General features: G+C 61.6%; 12 protein-coding genes. 3 read left to right on the top strand and 9 right to left on the bottom strand.

The window, feature by feature from the left end; all coding sequences use genetic code 11:
• Nucleotides 1–29 precede the first annotated feature (29 nt).
• On the top strand, nucleotides 30–3,056 hold the full coding sequence (locus tag V2I08_RS02105) for a glycosyltransferase (protein ID WP_349633690.1): 3,027 nt from the start codon (nucleotides 30–32) through the stop codon (nucleotides 3,054–3,056).
• A gap of 16 nt (nucleotides 3,057–3,072) precedes the next feature.
• On the opposite strand, the gene V2I08_RS02100 is transcribed toward V2I08_RS02105, so the two are convergent.
• The 7 genes from V2I08_RS02100 to V2I08_RS02070 form a co-directional block, all read right to left on the bottom strand.
• Nucleotides 3,073–4,326 carry an MFS transporter gene (locus tag V2I08_RS02100; protein ID WP_349633689.1) on the bottom strand — a complete coding sequence of 418 codons (1,254 nt, stop codon included), beginning with the start codon at nucleotides 4,324–4,326 and terminating at the stop codon, nucleotides 3,073–3,075.
• Nucleotides 4,323–5,963: a sulfatase gene (locus V2I08_RS02095; protein WP_349633688.1), complete on the bottom strand. Its 1,641-nt coding sequence runs from the start codon at nucleotides 5,961–5,963 to the stop codon at nucleotides 4,323–4,325. The genes V2I08_RS02100 and V2I08_RS02095 overlap by 4 nt, the downstream gene beginning before the upstream one ends.
• Entirely contained in the window at nucleotides 5,960–6,892 is a 933-nt protein-coding gene (locus tag V2I08_RS02090) for a formylglycine-generating enzyme family protein (RefSeq protein WP_349633760.1), read from the bottom strand. The genes V2I08_RS02095 and V2I08_RS02090 overlap by 4 nt, the downstream gene beginning before the upstream one ends.
• 8 nt (nucleotides 6,893–6,900) lie before the next feature.
• On the bottom strand, nucleotides 6,901–8,826 hold the full coding sequence (locus V2I08_RS02085; RefSeq protein WP_349633687.1) for a glycoside hydrolase family 3 N-terminal domain-containing protein: 1,926 nt from the start codon (nucleotides 8,824–8,826) through the stop codon (nucleotides 6,901–6,903).
• Nucleotides 8,820–10,454, bottom strand: a complete 1,635-nt coding sequence (locus tag V2I08_RS02080; protein ID WP_349633686.1) for a glycoside hydrolase family 3 N-terminal domain-containing protein — start codon at nucleotides 10,452–10,454, stop codon at nucleotides 8,820–8,822. The genes V2I08_RS02085 and V2I08_RS02080 overlap by 7 nt, the downstream gene beginning before the upstream one ends.
• Nucleotides 10,455–10,525: 71 nt before the next feature.
• Nucleotides 10,526–12,235, bottom strand: coding sequence for an arylsulfatase (locus tag V2I08_RS02075; RefSeq protein WP_349633685.1), 1,710 nt, complete (start codon nucleotides 12,233–12,235; stop codon nucleotides 10,526–10,528).
• A gap of 58 nt (nucleotides 12,236–12,293) precedes the next feature.
• Complete coding sequence (locus V2I08_RS02070) at nucleotides 12,294–14,684, bottom strand: TonB-dependent receptor (protein ID WP_349633684.1); 2,391 nt, start codon at nucleotides 14,682–14,684, stop codon at nucleotides 12,294–12,296.
• A 233-nt stretch (nucleotides 14,685–14,917) separates the two neighbouring features.
• Here V2I08_RS02070 and V2I08_RS02065 point away from each other — a divergent pair, with 233 nt between their 5' ends.
• The gene (locus tag V2I08_RS02065) at nucleotides 14,918–15,979 is read left to right on the top strand and encodes a LacI family DNA-binding transcriptional regulator (RefSeq protein ID WP_349633683.1); all 1,062 of its coding nucleotides are present in this window, start codon (nucleotides 14,918–14,920) and stop codon (nucleotides 15,977–15,979) included.
• Between the two features lie 15 nt (nucleotides 15,980–15,994).
• Here the strand turns inward: V2I08_RS02065 and V2I08_RS02060 are convergent, their stop codons facing one another.
• Nucleotides 15,995–16,639 (bottom strand): TetR family transcriptional regulator, encoded by a 645-nt coding sequence (locus V2I08_RS02060; RefSeq protein ID WP_349633682.1) that lies wholly within the window; start codon nucleotides 16,637–16,639, stop codon nucleotides 15,995–15,997.
• 120 nt (nucleotides 16,640–16,759) lie between these two features.
• Between V2I08_RS02060 and V2I08_RS02055 the strand changes: the two genes are divergently transcribed.
• On the top strand, nucleotides 16,760–17,806 hold the full coding sequence (locus tag V2I08_RS02055; RefSeq protein WP_349633681.1) for an aromatic ring-hydroxylating dioxygenase subunit alpha: 1,047 nt from the start codon (nucleotides 16,760–16,762) through the stop codon (nucleotides 17,804–17,806).
• Between the two features lie 34 nt (nucleotides 17,807–17,840).
• On the opposite strand, the gene V2I08_RS02050 is transcribed toward V2I08_RS02055, so the two are convergent.
• On the bottom strand, nucleotides 17,841–18,746 hold the full coding sequence (locus tag V2I08_RS02050) for a CoA ester lyase (protein ID WP_349633680.1): 906 nt from the start codon (nucleotides 18,744–18,746) through the stop codon (nucleotides 17,841–17,843).
• Between the last annotated feature and the right edge of the window lie 88 nt (nucleotides 18,747–18,834).

The raw sequence follows: 18,834 nt of genomic DNA, 5'->3' as shown, positions 1-18,834 counted from the left end.
CGACCCCTCCCCAAGCCCCGGTTCAAGACATGATGAATGACGCGCCGACACATGCCTGCGATATTGCGAACGAGACGTTCGACGACTGGTTGCCGGACAGCGACCCGGACAATGATGGCGCATTTTGCGGTGCCTGGCATGTCGAATATAAGAAGAACAGCCGCTTTGCGCTGACCCCTGCACTGCAAGGCGACCGGCCCAGTGGGGTGGCGGTAACACTTTATGACGGCGCGTCCTGGCTGCGGATCTGGCAACAATTGCCGCAACAGTCGAATGAGGCGCAGGCGGATTATGCCCTGGCGCTCAGCGCGGCGGCCAAAGGCGGAGACGGCGTGCCTATCCTCAAATGGGTGGTGTTGCTGAGCATCGACGCGAAGGGGCAGCGGGTGCTGCACAAGACGCTGGTGCAGGGGCCGATCAGACTGGTGGCTGGGTCACGAATCGTTCGCAATTTCTCAACGGCGGGGAGCGTTGATGGTCGTCCGCTGCTGTTGGCGATGGATTTCGCCGATGGACCGGGGACATTGGCGATCGCGTCCCTGTCCATCCATCCCCGCAGCGCTTTGCCGAACCAGCCTGCCTTGGCCAAAAGGCCCGAACGGGTGTGCGTCATATCCTGGGACATGGCGCATAATCCGGTCGGCCGCGCCTTCCTGCTCGCCGATATGGCCGCGCGCCATCATGAAGTCGAACTGGTGGGACCGATCTTCAAGACCTATGGGACCAGCATCTGGCCCCCAATCGCCGACGCCCTGTTGCCGGTACGCAGCTTTCCGGCGAGCGATATGGCCAGTTTCCTGCGCGGGGCGGCGGAGATGGCGCGCAACACGCGCTGCGACATCGTCCATGTCGGCAAGCCCCGCCTGCCCAGCCTGTTGCTGGGCCACCTGATTAGTCAGGCGAATAATTGCCCCATGATCGTCGATGTCGACGATCATGAACTGGCCTTCGTCAAGGACCGGACACCGGCCGACTGGGACGAAGTGCTGGCGGCGGCGGAAACGGATGCTTCGGACTTTACCATACCGCATAGCGACATGTGGACGCGCTTTGGCGAAACGCTGCTGGCGGAAGCCGATTATGTCACCGTCTCCAATATCGCGCTGCAACGCCGCTTCGGCGGCGCGGTGTTGCGCCATGCGCGCGACGAGACGCTGTTCGATCCGGCCCGCTATGATCGCGACCAGACGCGGGGGGAGTTCGGCTATGGCGCGCAGGATCGGGTCATCCTGTTCCTGGGAACGCCGCGCGCCCACAAGGGCTTGCTGGATGTCGCCGAAGCGTTGCGCCGCGTACAAGATGCCCGGCTGGCGCTTTGCGTTATCGGCCGCATCGGCGACAAGGCGCTGACGGAGACTCTGGCGACCTATACGGATATTCGCCTGGCGCTGCATCCTGATCAGCCATGGGATCGCCTACCCGAACTCGTTAACATGGCCGATGCCGTCGTGATCCTGCAAGACCCCGACCACCCGATCGCTGCCTATCAATTGCCCGCCAAGCTGACCGACGCGCTGGCCATGGGCGTGCCCGTGCTGGCCCGCACCGTGTCGCCTTTGGAGGATATTGCCCTGGCGCGAGCCTATCTGCCCGTGCCGAACGATGCGGTGCTGGATGCTGCCCTGCGCGATGTGGCGGCAGACCAGATTGCGGCGCAGGGACAGGCGGGACGCACCTATTTCCTGACCGAAATGAGCTATGCCGTGAATGCGGCGCGCCTCGACCTGGCCTATCGCGCCGCGCAGGACGCACGCCCGGCCGACACGCCGCTGCTGGACCGGACGCTCAAGCTGTTGTCGCGCAAGACCGGCATTGCGCTTGGACCATCAGCGCGCCGCCCACCGCTCAGACGCGACGACGCGCCGCGCGACATGATCTTCCTGTGGAAACAGAATGACTCGGACATCTATGGCCGACGCCCCGACATGCTGGCCAAATATATGCTGGAGACAGGCAAGGTGCGCCGCATCATCCATCTCGACGCGCCGATTGCTCTGCAGGAACTGGAACAGCAAAGCGAGGCAGCGCAGCAGCAGGCCGCGCATCAAGGCCGACAGATTTACGAGACCGTGAAAAAGCGAGTATTGCGCCAGGCCGACACGCCGGACTTTTTGCGCCGCACCTTCCTGCATCGCGGTCGCGCGGCATCAGGCGAAGCCTTTGGGCAAGCCCTGCCACCGCCGGAAGCCTATGCCGATTTCCTGCGCTCCCTGCGCGAAGAGGCGGCGGTGCAGGATGGTCCATTGCTATGGGTTTCGCCGCTCGTGTTCGACTATCCGCTGGTGATGGAGGTGTTCAAACCCAGGCTGGTCATCGCCGACCTGATCGATGACCAGCGCACCTTCCCCGGATCAAGCGCGGCCTATCGGCAGCGCGTCGAAGAAGGCTATAAAGCGATATTGCGAGATGCCGACATGGTGCTCAGCAATTGCGAGCCCATAAGGGAGGTGTTCGCGCCGCTGCGCACGGACATTCATCTTGTCCCTAATGGGTGCGAACGGCTTGCCGGTGACGTTGAACCGCATGCCGCGTTACGCGACCTGCCGCGCCCCATCATCGGCTATGTCGGCAATCTGCGTGACCGGGTGAACTGGCCGTTGATCGAGCGGATCGCGCAAGCCTACCCCCATGGCAGCATCGTGCTGGTCGGGTCTGCGCATGGCCGACCGGAGGTGGCCACCATCGCCGAGCGTCACGCCAATATCCATATGCTCGGCGTCAGACCCCATGAAGAAGCCTTGCAGATCATGCGCGGATTCGACGTCGCGATCATGCCGCATCTGCAAAATGCTTTGAGCGACCGGATGAACCCGCTCAAACTCTATGTCTATTTCGCCTCCGGCCTGCCGATCGTCGCAGCGGCCGTCGCCAACATCGATGAGCTGGCACCTTATATCGCGGTCGCCGATACGGACGACCAGTTCATGGCTCAACTCAAGGCGGTTCTGAACGGATGGATTCCGCCGGTCAACCCCACGCTGCGCGGCTATCTGGTCGACAAGATGTCTTGGCAATCGCGGGTCGACGCAATTTGGCGGGTGCTTGAAGGCGAGTGACGCGCGACGCTGCCGCTCACCGCGAGCGGCGCACCGGATTGATCGCGAAGGCGCCGAGCAAGGCGAACAGGCAGCCGACGATATAGATGGCTGCGTAATTCTTGCCGCTTGCGCTGCCCACCGCCAGAATGATGGGAGCAATGGCCGGGGCCAGGGATTGCGGCAGGGAGTTGGCGATCTGGAACACGCCCATATCCTTGGCCCGGTCTTCGTCACTGGGCAGGATCGCCGCGAGCAGCGCCAGATCGACGGCGAAATAGAGGCCCTTGCCAATCCCCGCCAGGGCGACACCAACCAGGAATTGCGACACGGACGGCGCAAGAGCGATGACCAGAAAGCCGGATGCTTCCAGCGCTGCGGCGACGAAGATCAGCGGTTTGCGGCGGCCGGTCCAGTCCGTGATGAAGCCGCCGACCAGCGAAATGGCGATGGTGGCCGAGGCAATGATCGCCATCGATTTGACCATGACCTGCGTCGCATCCGACCGGCTGAGCGCCAACTGGTCGGTCAGGAAGAAGAGCTGATAGGTCAGCAGGAACGACCAGGCCATCATGATGAGAAAGCGACTGCCGAAAGCCCAACTGAAATCCCAATCGCGAAAGGGCGCAAAGATCGAGCGCAGCATGATGAGCGGATTCATTTTGCTGTCGCTGCTGACTGCAGGGCGGTCCGGCAGGATGACGCATAATGTCAGGATGCTGGCGACCGTAATGGCAAAGGGTGCCATGAACATCATCAGGTCCGACGATTGGGTATATTGCGTGATCCAACTGCCAGCGAAGGTTCCTGCGGTCGATGTCATGCCCAACATGCCAGCAACGCGACCCTGCATATGATAAGGAATGACATCGGGCAGAATGGGCAGGCAGGCCGCCTGCATGGCATTGAAGCCCGCCTGACAGATGACCCAGCCAATGCCCAGCAGCAGCAGATTGGGCGCGGTGCCAAGGATGGCCAGACCCAATCCGCTGACCAACAGGCCGCCCAGCAGCCAGGGACGGCGACGGCCGAAGCGGCTGCGCGTGCGGTCCGACAGCGCGCCGCAGATCGGCGTGATCACGAGCGCGACGAAGCCGCCAATGGCTAGGATAATACCGAGCCAGCGGCCCTTTTCGGCTTCCCCCGCAATTTCACTGACGCGCAACGCGATGGTGATGACGACCGGCGTCAGCAGCGCGATCCAGATGCCGAACTGCGCCAGCACATAGATGGCGATGAAGCCGAGCGATACTGGCGGTCGCCCCTGATCCACGGTCGGTTGGCCGATCATGGCCGGTAGGCCTTGCCTTCTGAATCCGCCTTCAACTTGGCAGGCGTGTCCGCGAACAGGTCGTTCATCTTCGACGGCAGGTTGGGCTGAACATACCAGTCGGCCGGGAAGTCGGCCGCGCGCGCGCCGTCGATCTTGCGATGGACCAGCCCCGAACTCGTCTTGCGGGTATAGGGAACAACATGCGCGCCCTGCTTGTTGCCAAGTTGGTCGAACAAGGACTTGCGCAAGCTGATCTTGGTTTCGAGCCAGGCCGGGTCCGCGATCAGATTGTGCATTTCATCGGGGTCGGTCTTGAGGTCATACAGCTCCTCCAGATCCCACACCCCATGATATTGGATATATTTGACCCGGTCGCGTTGGATGGCAAAGGTCGTGGGCGTCTGGGGGAAGCTCCATTCCCAATAATATTCATAGACGAAATCACCCGGATTCCAGGCTTTCTCGTCGATCTTGCCTTCGACGACTGGCAGGAAGCTCTTGCCCTCCATCTGCTGCGGCTTGGCGATATGGGCGATGTCGAGGAAGGTCGGCGCCAGGTCGAGGTTGCGCACGACTGCCGGGTTGGTGACGCCCTTGGGCACCATACCGGGTGCCCAGACGATCATCGGCACGCGGACCGAGGGTTCATAAGCATTGCGCTTGTCGATCAGGCCATGTTCGCCGATCATGAAACCATTGTCGGAATAGAAGACGACCATGGTATTCTTGTCGAGCTTGTTCTTCTTGAGGTAAGCCATGATCCGGCCCAGACTGTCATCGACGGGGCTGAGCGTGCGATAATAGTCGCGGACCTGCTCGGTCATGGGATTATCGGTATGATAGGGGAAATCCGCGCCATGCCAGCTATTGCGCTGGTTCTGGACCCATAAAGGCTTGCCCGCGTTATTTTCCGGCGTATTCGCCATGCTGGCCGGCAGCTTGATATCAAGATTGCTATACTGGGTCTTGTAGCGTTCGGGCGGCATCGGGTCGCTATGAACGGCCTTGTGGCTCAGATAGAGGAAGAAAGGCTTGGACGTGTCGCGGCCCTTTTCCAGCCAGTTCATGGCATAATCGGTCAGTTCGTCGGTGATGTAACCCGTGCGCTTGACCACGTCACCATCGACATTGAGCGTTTGCCGCTCGCCCGCCGCCAACCGTTCGGGCGAGAGCAATTCGGTCGGGAAATAGGTGCCCTGCCCCTTGAAGCTGACCCATTTGTCGAAGCCTTCGCGTGGCGCATCGGTGTCGAAACCCATATGCCATTTGCCAAAGAAGCCGGTCTGATAGCCTGCCTGCTGAAGATATTTGGGGAAGAAGGTCAGCCCTTCCTCCGAACTGTTATTATTGTCGATCACGCCATGGTTGCGCGCGGTCTGGCCGGTCAGGATCGTCGCGCGGCTGGGCGAGCAAAGCGACGAGGTCACCACGGCATTGGGGAAATAGACGCCGCTCTTGGCCAGGGCATCAATGTTGGGGGTTTGAAGGCCCGGCGTCAGAAAGCCCATCGCGTCATAGCGCAGGTCATCGACCAGCACGAAGATCATGTTGGTCGGCTTTTGCGGCGCATTGACGGGCTTGGCCAGCACGCCCGGTCCCAGCAGGGTGCAAGCGGCAAGCGCAGCGGCGCGCAGCGCGCGGCGGGCGTTCTTCATGAGCGGTTTTCCTTCTTGTCGCGGATGATGCAGCGAAAGCCGATATGGCTGGTCGAACTGTCCACCGCCTGCGGGTGGCGGGCGGCGGGACGATAGCGCTGGCAATAGCTGGGCGCGCACAGATGCGATCCGCCCTTGAGCACCTTGCGCGGGATCGGCGTATCGGGATTGGCGGGGTCAAGACTTTCGCGCTTCGTGCCACCGCGCGGATTGGCGGGGACGCAGCAGCTACCCTTCGCTTTGCGCTCGATCCGGGGCTGGGCGAACCAGTCGACGGTCCATTCCCAGACATTGCCGATCATGTCGAACAGGCCATGGCCGTTGGCGGGATAGGTGCGGACCGGCGAGGTCCGTTCATAGCCATCGTCGAGCGTGTTGGCGAAGGGGAAAGCGCCCTGCCAATAATTGGCCAACATCGCGCCGCCCGGTGCCAGTTCATCGCCCCAGGCGAAGTCCGCGCCGTCGAGGCCGCCGCGCGCGGCATATTCCCATTCCGCTTCGGTCGGCAGCGATTTTCCCGCCCATTTTGCATAGGCTTCCGCATCAGCATAGACGACATGGACGACTGGATGATCGTCCAGCCCGTCGAGGCTGCTGTCGGGTCCATGCGGATGCCGCCAGTCGGTGCCGAAGCTGAACTGCCACCATTGGCTATAATCGGCCAGATCGACGGGGCCGCGCGTGCGTTGGAACAGCAATGATCCCGGCTGCGCCGAAGCCGGGTCCATGCCGGGATAGTCTCTGGGGTCGGGCGCGATCTCGGCCAGCGTGACGTGGTTGGTCGCCGCCACGAAGCGCGCAAAATCGCGGTTCGTTACCGGCGTCTCGTCGATCCAGAAGCCATCCACCTGCACGCGGCGGACAGGCGCTTCTTCCGGATAGAAACTGTCCGCCCCCATCTGGAACGCCCCGCCGGGCAGGTGGCGCATACCCTCCGTCATTGGCGGCCGCCGAGCATGATGCCTGCACCACGCGGATAGGCGGGCGTTGGGCCATCATCGGAGAGGTCGGGGCGCTGTGCCTCGACATCGGCCATCGACCGGGGCAGCGAGAAGGGCAAGCGGCCCTGTGCCGTGGCGCGGCCCGCGACCACATCCAGCACGGCCGCATCGCTCGCGCCGAAGGTGACGATCAGGGCGCTGACCATGGGTTCGATCGCGGTCAGGATGGCCGGGCGGTCCATCTCCACGGCAATGATGGTGGCGACATGGGCGGACGCGCGCGCGATCGCCTGCACATCCTTGTCGTCGGGGCGGAAGTCCAGCCGCCCTTCATGCTGGCGGGAGCCGAAGAAATGATGGGGGTGCAAGGTTTCGAACGGCGTCGCGGTGCGAACCAGCGCGACCTGCGCCTTGGCAGGATCGTCCACCACGACGAAGCCAGCGGCGCGGGCCGCAGCCGGATCGACGCCGTGCAGCCAGATGCGTTTGCCCGGCGCGACCGGCAGGGTTGCGCGATCGTTGCGCAACAGCACCTGGCTGGCGCGCTGGACCGCATCGGCCTGGCGCTGGGCGTCAGGATTGCCGACGATCCGTGCGGCTGCCTGTTCATCGACATAAGGGTTGTCGAACAGACCCTGTTCGAACTTCAGCCGCAAGATGCGGCGGGCGGACTCGTCGATCCGTTGGACGCTGACCAGCCCCTTGGCGACGACGTCGAGGATGGGCGCAGGGTCGTCGGCACCGCCGAACTGGTCGATGCCTGCCGCTATGCCCTTGGCGAAGCGGGCCGTCTTGTCAGCCTGCTCCATGCCCCAGGGCATGCCGATCGATGCTGGTGTCTGCGGGTTGGCGGCATCGGGCGCAACGCAGGCCTGCGGGCAATCGCGGGTGATCGACCAGTCCGATACGATCAGCCCGGCAAAACCCTTGTCGCCGCGGAGCAGGCCGGACAGCAATTGCCTGTTGAAGCCGCCGCCGACCGGCTCGATCGGTTTCCCTGCGACCTTCGGCCCCTGCACGATGACATAAGTCGGCATCACGCCAGCGCTGCGAGCCGCCAAAGCTCCATCGAACGCACGGATATGGTCGGCGAAGGAAGCGTCGGTCAGGGTAGCATGGCGGCCATAGGCATTATGCCCGTCAAAACCCTCCGGCTGCGCGCCATAGCCGACCCAATGTTTGACGACGGTGGCGACACCCTGCGCGGTGACGCCCTCGGTCCCCTGCTGGAAACCTTCGACATAGGCACCCGCCAGGCGCGACACGGTGTCCGGGTCGGACCCGAAAGTCGCCGAAAAGCGCGCCCAGCGTGGTTCGGTGGCAAGGTCAGCCTGGGGCGACAAGGCCATATGGATGCCGACGGCGCGATATTCGGCGCGGGCGATATCGCCGAAGCGACGCATGACGGCCGGGTCGTTCAGCGCTGCAAAGCCGAGCATGTCGGGCCATAACGAAAAGTCGCCGCCCGTCGTGCTGGCCCCCAAAGTTGCCTGGAAATGGTGGCGCGGGTCAGTGCTGATCGTCGCTGGAATGCCGAGCCGTCCGGCCTCGGCCAGTTTCTGGATCGCATTATTCTGCGCCGCCAGTTGCGCAGGTGGCACGACAAGGCGGGTTATGAAGCTGGATATGTGGCGATCCCGCATCAGGCGGGTGGTCGCCGCCTGATCATAGATCATCCCACCAAAGCCGATTGGCGATCCTGGCGTCGGCAACGTGCCGTGGAGCATCAGTCCGGCCTTTTCCGCCAAAGTCATGCGGCCCAGCAAATCCTCCACCCGCCGGTCGACAGAGACTCTTTTATCCTCATAAGGATCAAGGCGGCCATTATGATTGAGGTCGCGCCAACCCGATGGCGGCGCAGCGGCCGCACTTAAAGTGAAAAAGGCGACGGTCGCCACCAGCAATCTGCCCAACCCTACCATCGTAACTGCCCTTTCCCGCAAAATGCATCGACCGGGCTTACCCCGGTGAAAGGCGCATCGCCGACTAGCCGATCAACCAGTGCCGCCTGAATATCGGGCAGCGAAGCGTAGGCATTGATATAGGTGGAGAAGTTCGGCGCGTCATAAAGATAATAGGGCTGGCCAAAGGAGACGAGCAGCGTCGGGATTTCCCGGTTGAACTGGATCATCGCATTGCGGGGACCAGCGTGGAGCTTGGCGAAATCGAGGAAGATATGACCAAGGCCCGGTGTCGCTTCCTGGCCGATGAGATAGAGGACGAGGTCGGTGTCATCCGGCGTCGGCATGGCTTCGGGATCGAATTGGCGGACTTCGAACCCCCGTTCCTGCAAATCTTGCATCATCGGGGTGAAGTCGCGGTCCGGCGCGCCCGCAAAGAAGCTCGTTCCTTCGTCCGATATCATCACGATGCGCCGATGGCGCGCGGGGCTGATCGGCAGGAGCGCGTCGCGATCCTTGACTAGGGTCAGGCTGTCGGCAACGGCGCGCCGGGCGACATCCAGGTGGTCGGGGCGACGCAGGGCTTCGCGCACCTGCGGCAAGGGAGCGATCCGTTCGTCGAGCGTCATGCGATGCAGGCCGAGCTTCGCCTTGAGCGATAGGCAGCGGGAGACCGCTTCATGCAGTCGACGCTCCGACAGGCGACCTTCGCGCAGCCCTTTGAGCATCAGGGCCATGTCCTGCGCCGGGTCGCGGCTGAACAGGAACATGTCACAGCCATTTTCGATGATGGCAGGCACGGCTTCTGCGCGCCCCATCCAACTGGTGATGCCACCCATGACGGTGGCATCGGACAGGATCAAACCCTCAAAACCGAGCTGCCCGCGCAACAACTCTTCGTTCAGCAGGCGTGACACGGACGCCGGTTCAAAGGCCTGCGCACCCGCGCGCGGCAATTTGTCCCGTATATAAGCGGGCAGCGCGATATGGGCGGACATGATCGTCATCACGCCATCGTCGATCAGCGCGCGGAAAATGCGGCCGAAGGTCGCTTCCCATTCGGCCAAGTCCATGTCGTTGACGCTGGTGACCAGATGCTGGTCGCGATCGTCCAGCCCGTCGCCCGGCCAATGTTTGGCGCAGGCGGCAACGCCCTGCGCCTGCAGCGCGCGGATATAGGCCTTGGCCTGTTCGAGAATGCGGTCCGGGTCGGACCCATAGGAGCGGGTGCCGACGATCGGGTTGCGGAAGGCACGGTTGATATCGACGACCGGAGTGAAGGACCAGTTATAGCCGAGCGCGCGGCTTTCCTGACCGACGATGGTCGCGAGTTGGGTGCTGAGGTCGATATCGTCGCAGGCGGCGATGCCCATCTGGTTGGGAATGGCGGTGGTGAAGGGATAGCTGACGGTGCCGCCTTCAATGTCGCCCGACAGAATGATCGGCACCTCGGATCGCTCAACCGCATCGCGTGCCGCAGTCCAGGCCGCATCCAGGTTGCGCGTCGGGAAGCGATGAATGCCACCAGGCGCGTGGGCGAGCAGTTCGTCAGTTTCCACCGCGCTGTCATGGCGTGACGAGAGGATAAAAAGCTGCGCAATCTGCGCCTCGACGCTCAGGGCGTCGCGCGTGCGTTCGACCCAGCGCATATCCTCTGGCGAAAGAGCCAGGGGACTTATGCGTTGGAAGGAACCGGGCGGCAAAACGTCGACGCTCAGCTTCATTTGGGCGCTTCGGGAAAAGCGTCGACATAGCGCCCGCGCTTGGCGAATATTTCAGGCGGTTCGGCGAGCGGCGGCGTGCTATATTTCCGCGCCTCACGCCACCATAGCGCCTTCATCTCTTCAAGCTTGGCAGGATAGCGCGCGGCAAGGTCCGTGCTTTCGGAATAATCCTTCGAAATGTCGAACAATTCCCACTTATCCTTGGCGAAATCAGTACCGTATTGGTGCATCGCGACCGCGCGCCAGTTGCCCGACGTGATCGCGCGTTGACCGCGCAGTTCGAAATATTGGACCGAGCGCGTTTTTGCGGTTGCGTCCCTAAAGGTCTTGCGGATCGACTGGCCTGCGACAGGAATTTGCGCATCGCCATCGACCGTCCGCGCGAAACTGGTCCCGGCCGCATCCAGCAATGTGGGGGCAAGGTCGATCGTGTCGACAAATTGCGTGCGTATGGCACCGCTATCGCGAATGACGGACGGCCAGGAAACGATCATGGGCGTGCGGACGCCCCCGGCATAGGGCCAGGATTTGTAGCGCCGAAATGGCGTACCGCCCGCCCAGGCCCATGGCTGCGGATATTCCGGGTGCAGCTTGACCGTCCCGATATCGTCGATCCGTTCCCGCTGCTGCGCGAAGCTGAATTTGCTCGGCCGATACATGGTTTCAAAGCCGCCATTTTGCCCGGCTTCAGCCGCGGCACCGTTGTCGGAGATCAGCATGATGATGGTATTGTCGTATTGGCCCTTGTCCTTGAGCCGCTGGATCACCCGGCCAATCTGTTCGTCGGCATGGTCGATAAATCCGGCATAGGTTGCCATATGGCGGGCAAAGACCGCCTTTTCGTCGTCGCTCAGCGCATCCCAGGCGCGATCACCGGCCGCGCGCGGGGTCATGATGGTATCGTCAGGAATGATGCCGATCTTCTTCATCCGCGCGAAGCGTTCGGCGCGGATCGCATCCCATCCCTTTTCATAAACGTCGCGATATTTGTCGATATAGGCGCGTGGCACCTGGAGCGGCGCATGGGCCGCACCCATAGAAAAGAAGAGGAAGAAGGGATTGCCCGCCGCATCGTCAATATTGGCGATGGCCTGATCCGCCATATCGGTAGAGAAATGATAGCCCGGCTTTTCAGGCTTGGGCAGCTTTTCATTCCCTTCGATCAGGTCGGGGCGATATTGATCCGTCCAGCCCAGATAAAAGCCATAAAATTGGTCGAACCCGCGCTGGAGCGGCCAGGAGGCGTTGTTGCCGGGCTTGCCATCCTCATATTCAGGACCAAGATGCCATTTGCCCACGCCATAGGTGCGATAGCCCGCCGCTTTCAGCGCCTGGGGTAGCATTTGCGCATTAAGCGCGATCTCGCCCCGGTCGCGGGTCATGTCGTCAGTGCGCTGATTGGTCGGCAGGTCCGCCATCCGCACTGTCTGGTTGTTGCGGCCGGTCAGCAAGGCCGCGCGGGTCGGCGTGCAGACCGCCTTGCTGTCAAATCGATTATAGCGCAACCCGGTAGCGGCCAGCGCATCGATATTGGGGGTGCGGATTTCCGAGCCGAAGGCACCCAGATCGGAAAAGCCGACATCATCCAGAACGATGAGGACGATATTGGGCTTTGCCGCTGGTGCCGCTTTGGGCGCAGCGCTGGCACCCGACCAGCCCAATCCCGCAACGAGCATGGATGCCGCCAACAACAGAGGTTTCTTCACCGGACCCGCTCCCACTCAAAATAGTGGCGCGGCAACATTGTGCCGCCGCGCCCTTCGATCAGAACTTCACGCCGAGGGTGGCACCGAAGTAGCGGTCTGCATCTTTGTTGAAGGTGCCGACCAGATCGGTGGTGCCGCCCAGGAACGACGTATGGCCGATGCTGGTGAGGTAGTTTTCGTCAAACAGGTTCTTGACGAACAGGGTCAGGCTGTAGCGGCCATCGATCTGCTTCACGCCGATGCTGGCATCGACCAGCGTGTAGGCGGGCTGTTCCAGCAGCGGGTCCTGCTCGACCGAGAAGTTCATCGTGCTCTGGAAGTTGACGCCAACCTGCGCAAAACCAGCCAGGTTGGTACCGGCAATATCCGCTTCATACCGAGGGGCGAAGCTGATCTTCCAGCGCGGGCTGACCGGCAACGTCGCGCCGCGCAAATTCTGGATGGGCGTGACACCGGCTGCCGGGCGGTAGCAGATGTTGGTGGGCATACCCGACAGAACCGGCGCGCTGGCGTTAAATTGCTGCGGACAGTTGAGGCCATCGATGTTCATCGTGGCATCCGAATAGGTGACAGCGCCGGTCAGGCTGAAATTATCATCGGGGCGCACGGTCGCCTCGACCTCAAAACCCTTGGTCCGCGACTTGCCCGCATTGGTTGGCGCGAACTGAACAACGCCTGCAGCAATGTCCGACCGATTGGCCTGCACCTGAAGGTTGGAATAGTCCGCCAGGAACAAGGCGGTGCTGAAGCTCAATACGCCGTCTGACGTGCGACCCTTGAAGCCGATTTCATAAGCATTAACATGCTCTGGCTCCAACACGCTCTGATCGGCCAGATTGGCGCCGATCTCCATTTCATAGCCCAACCCCTTATAGCCGCGCGTGTAGCTGGCATAGACCTGGGCATCGCGGCTGAACTCATATTGCAAGCCCGCCTTGCCAGTGACCGCCGTATCGTCCGCCGTGATCGATCCGCTCACTGGCGCATTACCCGGCAGCACCGCATCACCGGGAACCAGCGGCGAAATGCGGCTGCCGCTGTTGGTGCCCTTTTCATATTGCACGCGCAGGCCACCAATGGCTTTCAGGCCGCCGACGATGCGATATTCAACCTGACCGAAGGCAGCGAGACTATCCTGCTTCAGGCGGATATTGCTCGCCGAAGACTGGTAGATCGTATTGGCAGGCGCGCATGGCTGACCAAAGACCCCCGCCGTACAGCGCGCCCGACGCCGGTCGAACGGCCGCTTGATGTCGGAATGCATATAGAAAACGCCCGCGACATAGTTGAAGTCGCCGCTGTCATTATTAGCGATCCGCAATTCCTGGCTGAACGCGCTCAGGTCGACGATGCCGCTGTTACGGCTCCAGTCGGCATAGGCGGCCGACGCGCCGACGAAGAGCGGAACGCTGCTGTTGATGCGCTCGATCGGCTGGTTCACTTCCAGATAATAGTCCTGGTAGGCCGTGATGGACGTGATCGTCGCAGCGCCCAGATCCCAATCCGCCTGCAGCGAATAGGTCTGCTGGTTGCTGTTGGAATAGGTCACCGTCTCATCATTGAGTGTCCGGTTTTCGCGCGTGGCATTGATCGGGCCGACCAGCGCCTGAAGATTGGGATTGTTGATCGCGATCCAGGTCGAAGCACAGCAATCGGCATCGGTCTTGCGATATTCGCCGGTGAACAGAAGGTTCAGATTCTCCGTCGCGTCCCATTCCAGCTTGCCACGCACACCCCAGGATTTGGAGCCATTGTCCCAGCTATCGGTAGCGATATTGCGCGCAATGCCGCGTACATCGTTATAAAAGCCAGTGACGCGGGCGCGCAGCGTGTCGCTGATCGGGCCGGACACGGTGCCACGGGCGCGATATTCGCCATGCTCGGCGATGGTCACTTCGCCCCGGCCTTCAAAATCGCGCGACGGGCGCGCGGTCGTGACGCTGATGACGCCCGCTGTGGCATTCTTGCCGAACAGCGTGCCTTGGGGGCCGCGCAGCACTTCGACACGCTCGATATCGGCGAGGTCGGTGAAGCCCTGCGTCTGGCGCACGGCAACGACGCCATCGACAACGGTGGAGACGGAGGCCTCGACGCCCTGCCCGAACAGGGCAGTACCGATGCCGCGGATGCGGAAGCTGCTGTTGGTAGGCGTTGCGCCCTGCTGGAAGGTCAGCGACGGCACGGCCTGAACCAGCGAGGCGCTGTCATTGATCTGGCGGTTGGCCAGCGTATCGGCCGAAACGGCAGTGACGGCCAGCGGCACGTCCTGCAGCCGCTCTGCGCGCTTTTGGGCGGTGACGACAATGTCGGTGCTGGCGTTATTGGGTTCTGCGGCGAGGGCTGCTGCGTCCTGCGCAAAGGCGGGGGTCATGTTGGCGGCGGCGAGCGTCGCGATTAGCCCAATCATGGACGAGCCGGACAGACGCTGCGTGAGTTTAGATGCTTTCATACTACCTCCCCTTTATGCCAGCCGGATTGATTTCCGACATTTGCAGACAAATAAAAATGGGCTGTGCGACCCGAAGCGCCCATCGATCTTGTAGCGCTACATGTTGACTCCACGCCCTTGAGTCAAACAAAAATGTAGCGCTACATATATTTCCGGGGCGTGGCTGTCGCTTTTCCGACACAGGGCGAATTGGGACATGCGATTCATGGATTGAAGGCCAAGCGACTTAAGCTATGGAAGATCATGGGTTTGGGAAAATGATGACGAGACGGCCGACAAAGACGATCACCATAAAGACCGTGGCCGAGCTAGCAGGCGTGTCGCCCATGAGCGTGTCGAATGTGCTCAACAACCGGCATAAGGTTCGCGAGAGCACGCGGCAGGCGGTGATGGATGCCGTCAAGACGCTTAACTATTCCCTCAACCCCGCGGCCAAGTCGCTGGCAGGCTCCGGCATGACCCGCATCGGCCTGATGTATCGCAATATCGAAAATGCGTTTCTCAGTTCGATCCTGATCGGCAGCCTGGAAACCACCAACCGCATGGGTGCGCAACTCTTGTTGCAGCCGCTCGAAGTGGGCGATGTCGGGGAAGTGGCGGCGGGTATTCAGACCCTTATCAGCAACGGTGCGAACGCGATCCTGATCGCCCCGCCCTATTGCGAGATCGCCAATAGCCATGGCCTGACCAAAGACGCGCCGGTGCCGATCGTGGCGCTCTCCCCCGGCGACGACCTGTCGGAAGAATATTGCATTCGCATCGATGATTTTGCGGCGGCGCGCGACATGACGCGCTATCTTATTGGCCTCGGCCATAAGGATATCGGCTTCATTCGCGGGGCTGAGCATCATTTGATCAGCAGAACGCGCCGGGATGGCTATATGGCGGCACTGCGCGATGCGGGGATCGCGATACGCCCCGAATTGATCGTCGATGGCGACATGAGTTTCGAATCCGGGCTGGATGCGGCGCAGACGCTTCTCGGCTTGGCCGTTCGGCCCACCGCCATTTTCGCGAGCAATGATGATGTGGCGGCGGCAGTGACTTCGTTGGCCCATCGCAAGGGGCTGGATATTCCCCGCGATCTGTCGGTCGCAGGATTCGATGATACGCCGATTGCAGTGAAGATCTGGCCAGCCCTGACGACGGTTCGCCATCCGGGGGCAAGGATCGCTTCGGAGGCGGCGACCTTGGGCATCATGCTGGCGCGGGGGGGAACTGCCCCAGTAAAAAGCGCGACCCATCTCGACTATATGCTCGCGATCAGGGAGTCGACCGCGCCGCCGCCGGGATGAGGCCCATTCCGCCATTCAGGCGGAGGCGAAGATGGGCACCAGCATATGGTCGATCGCCTGGCTCGCCCAGCCCGTGTCATCCACCGCAACGCCGGAAAATTGCGCGATGAGTTCCGGGTTGCCAAATGTTATCAGCGCCGCGCCGATGAGGGTGAAATAGGCCATGACTGGCGGCGCACCCGCCAGTCGGCCTTGCGCCTGCAATCCATTGAATAAAGGTTCGAGCATTTGCCAGACCGGCTGCCCGAAATTGGCGACCACCCATTCATGTCGCGCGGACAGGACGGAAAATTCCTGAAGCATCAAGCGTGTCAGGCGGGGATTGGCCGCAAAGCTGCGCAGAAATTGCGGCAAAACGATTTCCGCTGTCGCAACCGGGTCGACCAGTGTTTCCGGCGTTAGCTGCGCCTGTAGATAGGCTTCCCCTTGGCGCGCAAAGGTTTCGATGACCTGCTGCCAAAGGGCCATTTTGGACGGGAAATAATAGGCCAGATGCCCCTGCTCAATGCCGGCTTCTGCCGCTATCGCGCGGGTACTTGCTCCTTCGAAGCCCAGATCCGAGAAAACCCGCAATGCCGCTTCGAGAACGACGCGCCGATTTTCCTGGCCATCGTAGCGGGCTGTTTTGAGCGGCTTGGGCGCAGTCGTTGCTTTTGTCATCGCTCTCATCTGCCGACCTCATCGCGTCGATGCAAGTCGTTGGTTTGTCGGTTGACAAATATCTTGGTCACGTGACAAAGCACGAAAGAGACAACGCATACCGTATTTTGGGAGAAGGCCATGTATCCGCTCACCGTCGATCAACCCTATCCGCGTAACCAATGGTGGGTGGCGGCCTATGCATCGGAATTGGGGCGGGCGTTGCTGGAACGGGATATTCTGGGTGAGCCGGTGCTCTTCTATCGCACGGAAGAGGGTGCTCCGGTCGCACTGGCAGGCATATGCCCCCATCGCGCCTTTCCGCTCGTCCGCGGGCATCTGGTTGGCGATGCCATTCAGTGCGGCTATCATGGTTTTATCTTCGGGGCGGATGGAGGGTGCAAGCATGTGCCCAGCCAGCAGGGCATCCCCCAGAAATCCGCGCTGCGCCGCTATCCGCTGGTGGAGCGTGGCAATCTCATCTGGATCTGGACCGGGGAAGAGGCGCTGGCCGATCCCGCCCTGCTGCCCGACATCGAAGCGATCGGCCCCGGCAATCCGGATTGGGCCGTTGAACAGCATCCGCTGGCGACAGTCGAAGCGCGATATACGCTGCTAATCGAAAATCTGCTGGATTTGAGCCACGTCACTTTCATCCATGCCACGACCATCCCCGGCGGCGGCAAGGTGGTGGAAATCCCGGTGACCCTGACCGAGAGCGAGCGCAGCCTGACGGTTCAGCGGCATGGTCAGAATCTTCCGCTCAATCCCCTGATCCAGCTTCAATTCCCCGATCAGCAAGGGCCGGTCCATCAACAATTTGATGCGGAATATATGGGTCCGTGCCTGATCCGCACCGGCGGCACGATCAGCGATGCGACCAGCGGAAAAGCCTTGGGCATCCAGAATTTCCTGCACATGATTACGCCGGCATCCCCGACCCGGCTTCACTATTTCGTGAACACCGCGCGCAATTTCGGGCTGGATAATCCGGCGCTTGCCGCGATGAATATCGGTATGGGCACGCGCATCCAGCCGGAGGATATCGATGCGATCGAGACGATCGAATCCGTCCTGCGGTCCGGAGCTACGCTGCCAAAGGAGATCAGCGCGCGGATCGATACCGGCGCGCTGAAGGTCCGCCGTCGATTGGAACAACAGATACGCGCCGAAGCAATGGCCGCCTGAAACGGACAGCGACCCGGACAATGGTTGCGCTTTTTTACAGCCTTCCAACTTGTCGGAGTAAATGCTCGGCCCGGCTGAGATAGGGGCGGTCGAGCATCCCACCCTTATAGCCAATCGTCCCTACGCCTGGATTTTTCGAGAATAGATCAACTATTTCAATGGCTTGATTTATTTCTTCCTCGGTCGGCGTGAAGGCCGCGTTGATCACATCGACCTGCGCGGGATGGATTGCCAACATGCCGCGATAGCCGTCGCGCCGGACCTTCTCCGCCCGTGCCTTCAACCCTTCCAGATCGCGAAAATCCCCTTGGATCGTATCGATCGCCGTAACGCCTGCCGAGGCCGCGCCCAAAAGGCAGAGGGACCGCGCCAGTTCATAGGTGAAGCCATAGCTGCCATCGGCATTGCGATTGCTGCTGGCGCCGATCGAATCGGCCAGATCCTCTGCCCCCCAGGTGAGCGCAACGACGCGCGGTGCGCCCTTATAGTCGCCGGTGTGGAACATGGCCTCGGCCGTTTCGGTGATCAGCACGATCAAGGGCGTGGACCCCGGCTCGATACCATTGGCGACTTCAAGCGCGGACAGATAGTGATCGAGCCGGTCGACATCCTGCCGCCCATAGACTTTGGGCAGCATGAGGCCGCCGGGTCGTGCGGGCATGACGGCCGCCAGGTCGAGCAGCGTGTAGGGACCATCCAGCGGATTGATCCGAACCCAGAGGCGTTCGCGGCCTTCGGTCCGGCTGGCCAGAAAGTCGTGGACGAGTTGGCGCGCCAGCCCCTTATTTTCGGTAGCGACGGCATCTTCAAGGTCGAACAGGGCGATGTCGGCCGCGCTGTCGGCGGCCTTGGCCATTTTCTTCTCGCTGTCACCTGGCGCGAACAGCCAGGAGCGCATCCTGACCAAAGGGGTCGGAACCATCGCGGCTGGGGTGGTCATGATCATCTCTCCGTCTTTTTTAAGATTTGGATGTAGGGACAACGCCTGTCAGCAAGGATCATCCGGGCGGCGCATGGCCGCCCCCTTG

It is taken from the genome of Sphingobium sp. MK2 (assembly GCF_040170545.1).
GTDB lineage: Bacteria > Pseudomonadota > Alphaproteobacteria > Sphingomonadales > Sphingomonadaceae > Sphingobium.
This window is presented reverse-complemented; position numbering and strand designations above follow the sequence as displayed.